3 protein-coding genes are annotated in these 4429 nt (G+C 69.9%); 1 reads left to right on the forward strand and 2 read right to left on the reverse strand.

The genetic code is table 11. The features are described 5' to 3' along the window. Positions 1-133: 133 nt before the first annotated feature. The gene (locus tag FUT87_RS21785) at positions 134-2395 is read right to left on the reverse strand and encodes a TonB-dependent receptor (protein ID WP_186830693.1); all 2262 of its coding nucleotides are present in this window, start codon (positions 2393-2395) and stop codon (positions 134-136) included. Positions 2396-2522: 127 nt separating this feature from the next. Beyond that, entirely contained in the window at positions 2523-3323 is an 801-nt protein-coding gene (locus tag FUT87_RS21790; protein ID WP_147242370.1) for a DUF6250 domain-containing protein, read from the reverse strand. Between the two features lie 274 nt (positions 3324-3597). Here FUT87_RS21790 and FUT87_RS21795 point away from each other — a divergent pair, with 274 nt between their 5' ends. Next, positions 3598-4356: a GntR family transcriptional regulator gene (locus FUT87_RS21795; RefSeq protein WP_147242119.1), complete on the forward strand. Its 759-nt coding sequence runs from the start codon at positions 3598-3600 to the stop codon at positions 4354-4356. The last annotated feature ends 73 nt before the right edge of the window (positions 4357-4429 follow it).

A 4429-nucleotide genomic window follows, 5' to 3' on the forward strand; every position in this document is an offset into this window, starting at 1 on the left:
GCGGCCGCGGCGGCGCTGGACAGCGCCAGCAGGGCAGGACCCCGCAGCAGGTGGCGTCGGCTGATCGGCATGGCTCAGCGGAAGGCGTAGCCGAGAGTGACGCCGACGGTGCGCGGATCGCCGACGTAACCGATCACCGTGCTGCCGCCATTGAGCCGGGTGTAGTACAGCTTGTTGAAGGCGTTCGTGATCCAGAGCGCGCGTCCCAGTCGCCGTTGGCGCCGGGGCGTTTCACGCCGAGCGTGAAGGCGGCCAGGCCATAGCCCGGCACGCGCGCGGACGCGGCGTTGTCGACCGAGCCGTAGGTCCAGCCGCGGTAGGTGTAGCGCGCGGAGGCGTAGGGCTTGAAGTCGCCCTGCGACCAGTTGTAGCGGGCCGACAGCGCGAGCACCTGCTTGGGCGCGTTGAACACGCGTTGGCCGGTGAGGTCGCAGAAGGTGGCGGTGATCTCGGGCGGGCACAGCGCGCGGCGGTAATCCGTGTAGCGCGCATCGTTGACGATTCCGCTCAGCACCAGGTCCAGCCGCTCCAGCGGCTGCGCCCGCAGCGCCACTTCCACGCCCTGGCTGCGGTAGTCGCCGGCGTTCATCAGGTAGCTGGTGGCGTTGGCGTCGTCGTAGGCCTGCGTCTGGAAATCGCTCACCTGCGTGCGGAACACGTCGGCCTGCAGCGTCAGCCGGTCCGGCACCAGCGCGCCGATCACGCCGATCTCCACGTTGCGCGTGGTCTCGGGCTTGAGCAGCAGCGTGTCGAGCCCGGCCTTCTTGGCCGCGCCCGCGGACACATTGATCCCGCCGGCCTTGCGGCCGTAGCCGTAGGACAGGTAGCTGCTCCAGTCGTCGTTGATCTGGAGCTTCAGGCTGGCCGATGCGGACGGCAGCACCTTGTGGACGCGCAGGTCGCCCGAATCGAAGGCGGCGCGGTTGAGCCGGACGAAGCTCGCGTCGCGATCGTTGTAGGTGGCGCGCGCGCCGAGCTGCAGGTCCAGCCGGTCGCTCAGGTGGAAGGTGCCGCGGCCGTAGGCCGAGCTCATCTCGTCTTCCAGGTGCCCGTTGCGGACGATGTCCAGGCCCTTGAAGCCGTTGCCCGCGTAGGTGTTGACGATGTCCGTGCTGGCGTAGCGGGTGTGGGCCTCGGTGTCCTGGTTGTCGCGGAAGTAGCTCAGGCCCGCGACGTAGTCGAAGAACTCGCCGCGCGGCGACTCCAGTCGCAGGTCCTGGGTGAAGGTCGAGTCGTCCACCGCCGTGCCGCTGTTGGCGTAGATGCGCACGCTGAGCTCGTCGGCGAACTGCGGGACATAGCGGTAATGGCGCCAGGCCGTGACCGAGCGGAACTTGTAGCCGCCGTCCAGCTTCCAGTTGGCCTCGGCGGACACGCCGCCCTGCTCGGCGGCGGTGGTCGTGACGTCGTCGACGATGGTCTCGCGGCCGCCGGCCACGTAGCTCGCGCCGATCTTGCGCGCCGTGGCCGGGAAGCTGTCCGCCACCGACTTGTAAACGCGGGCTGGCGTGGCCGATTCGGCGCCGTAGTCCGCGGTCAGCTTCAGCTCGAAGCTGGCGCTGGGCCGCAGCAGCACCTGCGCGCGCAGGCCCTTGCGCTCGTAGCCGTTGAGGTGGCCGCCGTCGGCGAGGTTCTTCACCGCGCCGTCGCTGTGCGCGTACAGCGCCGTGACGCGGTAGGCGGCGGTATCGCTGAGCGGCCCCGACAAGGCCGCCGTCAGCTTGGACGTGTTCCGCTCCGCATACGAGACGCTGACCGCGCCTTCGCGCTGGAAGGACGGGCCCTTGGTGTGGATGTCGATCGCGCCGCCGGTCGCGTTCTGGCCGAACACGCTGCCGCTCGGGCCCTTGAACACGTCGACGTAGTCGATGTCGGTCAGCGAGCGGATGATGCCCGGCCGCGGGAAGTAGACGTTGTCGACATAGGTGGCGACGCTGCTAGGCATGCCGATGTTCTGGTCGCCGCTGGTCTGCCCGCCGCCGTCGCCCACGCCGCGGATGGTGAGCTGCGTGTCGTTCGAATCGGTGCTCTGGATGTAGAGGCCCGGCACCACGTACTGCAGGTCCTGGATGTCCTCGACATGCAGCTCGGCCAGTGATTCGCCGCGCACGCGCGAGACGGCCGACGCCGGGCGCTGCGGATGCTGCTCCTTCTTCGCGCGGCCGGTGACCTGCACCGCGTCGAGTTCGGTGACGTTGGACGTGGCTCTGGCGGTGTTGCTGTCGTTGACGGTGGTGTTCAGCTTGGCGCTGGCATTCGCACCGGCAGTGGCGTTGGTGTTGACGTTGTCGCTGGACGCGGCGGCCTGTGCCGCATGGGCGCCCAGCAGGAGGCCGGCGGCGCACAGGGCCGCGACGAGCGGAGGACGCGAAAGGGACGGGACGGGAATCGACATGAGGGACCTGGGTTCTTGTTGTGGAAAGAGACGAAAGAGATGAATGAGACGAGGGGCGACAACGTTGTCACGACGGCGCGAAGGATTCGTGGAAGCGGCGTCGCGACGGCGCGGGCGGGAGGACTGTTCAGAGCCGCAGGACGCGGAAGTCCTTGATCCGCAGATGGCTGGCCGTCGTGCGCAGCGCGAGCCAGCCGTGGCGGTACGGCGCGGGATCCGTCCACGCGAACACCAGTTGCTCATCGGCGAGAACACGGAGCTCGGCCGCCTGGCCCGGCGACGCGCGCGACTGGATGCGCAGACGCACCGCCTCGCCGTCCTTCAAGCGCGCGAACGCGGGCGGCGCGCCGAGGCGGTCGTCGGCGGTGGCCAGCGACGGGTCCGCATACCCGGCGACCTGCGGTCTGGCGGCGGTGCCGTCATAGCGGCGCAGCCGGGTGCTGCGGTTGCCGTTGGCGCCGAAGCCGAGGTAGTAGAGGCGCAGCGCGTCGTAGCTGGCGAGCGCGCCGTCGGCCTGCCGCGCGCCGGGATCGCCGCCCTCGGCGGTGGTGGCGTTCCAGAACAGGTTGAGGTCGGACACCCGGTCCGGCAGGCCCGGGAACGACGCCTTGAGCGGCGTCGCGGTGAGCTGGATTTCGTAATCGCCGCTGAAGGGCTGCCGATACCAGAGCGTCAGTCCCGCGCTCGCCTGCAGATCCAGCACGCCGTCCTCGGCGCGCACGAGGCTGTCGGGCGCCTGCCGCTCGATGCGCCAGGCGCCGGTGCCGTGGCGGAAGTCGTCCGACGCCAGCACCGTGCCGGGCGCTTCCTGGCCGTGGGCGGCCAGGCTCGCGAGTCCCAGCAGCCATGCGACGGCGCGGGACGGGCGGTGGATCTCTTCCTGGTGCGGCGCATGCGCAGGGGCCGGGCCGCGGCCCTTCGCGCTCAACGGGTGCATCGGTGATTCAAGGCGTGGTGACAGGACAGGGCGCGACTATGTTGGCCGGCCTCCCGCCCCGGCAAATGCGAAATCCCGCCAGCCACATGCCGATTTCGTGCTTGCCCATCGATGGGCGTGACGCTCGCGCCCGACGACACGCGCCCATGCACCGCGGCCTGCGCCTGCTCGCGCCACCCGATATCGATATGCGGGAATCTTGCTTCGCGCCACCGGTCCGCCTGCCTACGCTTCGCGCCAACTCGTCATGACAGGTTGGACCTGGATGAAACCGAACACGGCCGAACTCATCGCGCTGCCCAGCGCGCCCCTGCATGCGCAGGTCAAGAACACCCTGCGCGCCCGGATCCTGGACGGCACCTACGCGCCGCTGTCCCAGCTGCCGTCCGAGAGCGAACTCGGCGCCGCCTTCGGCGTCAGCCGCATCACGCTGCGCCAGGCGCTGGGCGCGCTGCAGCGCGAAGGGCTGATCTACACGCTGCAGGGCAAGGGCAGCTTCGTCTCCCGGCCCAAGGCCTTCCAGAACGTCAGCAGCCTGATGGGCTTCGCCGAGTCCATGTCGGCCCAGGGCCATGAGGTGCTCAACCAGCTGCGCGGGCTGCGCTTCATCGCGGCCGAGCGCGAGGTCGCCCGGCGCCTCGGCCTGGAGGACGGCGCGCCGGTGGCCGAGATCCGGCGCGTGCGGCTGCTCGACCGTGCGCCGGTGTCGCTGGAGCTCACCTACGTGCCGGCCGCGATCGGTCGCAAGCTTGCCCAGGCCGACCTGGTCACCCGCGACATCTTCCTGATCCTCGAGAACGAATGCGGGCTGCCGCTGGGCCACGCCGACATGAAGATCGACGCGACGCTCGCCGACGCCGAGCTGGCCGAGGCGCTCGGCATGAGCGAAGGCGCGCCGGTGCTGCGCATCGAGCGGCTCACCCACGACGCGCAGGGCCGCCCGATCGACTTCGAATACCTCCACTTCCGGGCCGACGCCTTCCAGTACCGGCTGCGCGTCGACCGTCACCGCCAGGAGCGCTGAATGCAGACCTTCGAACATGAATACGACGTGGTCGTCGTCGGCGGCGGCACCGCCGGACCGATGGCGGCCGTCA

Source organism: Mitsuaria sp. TWR114 (assembly GCF_007997345.1).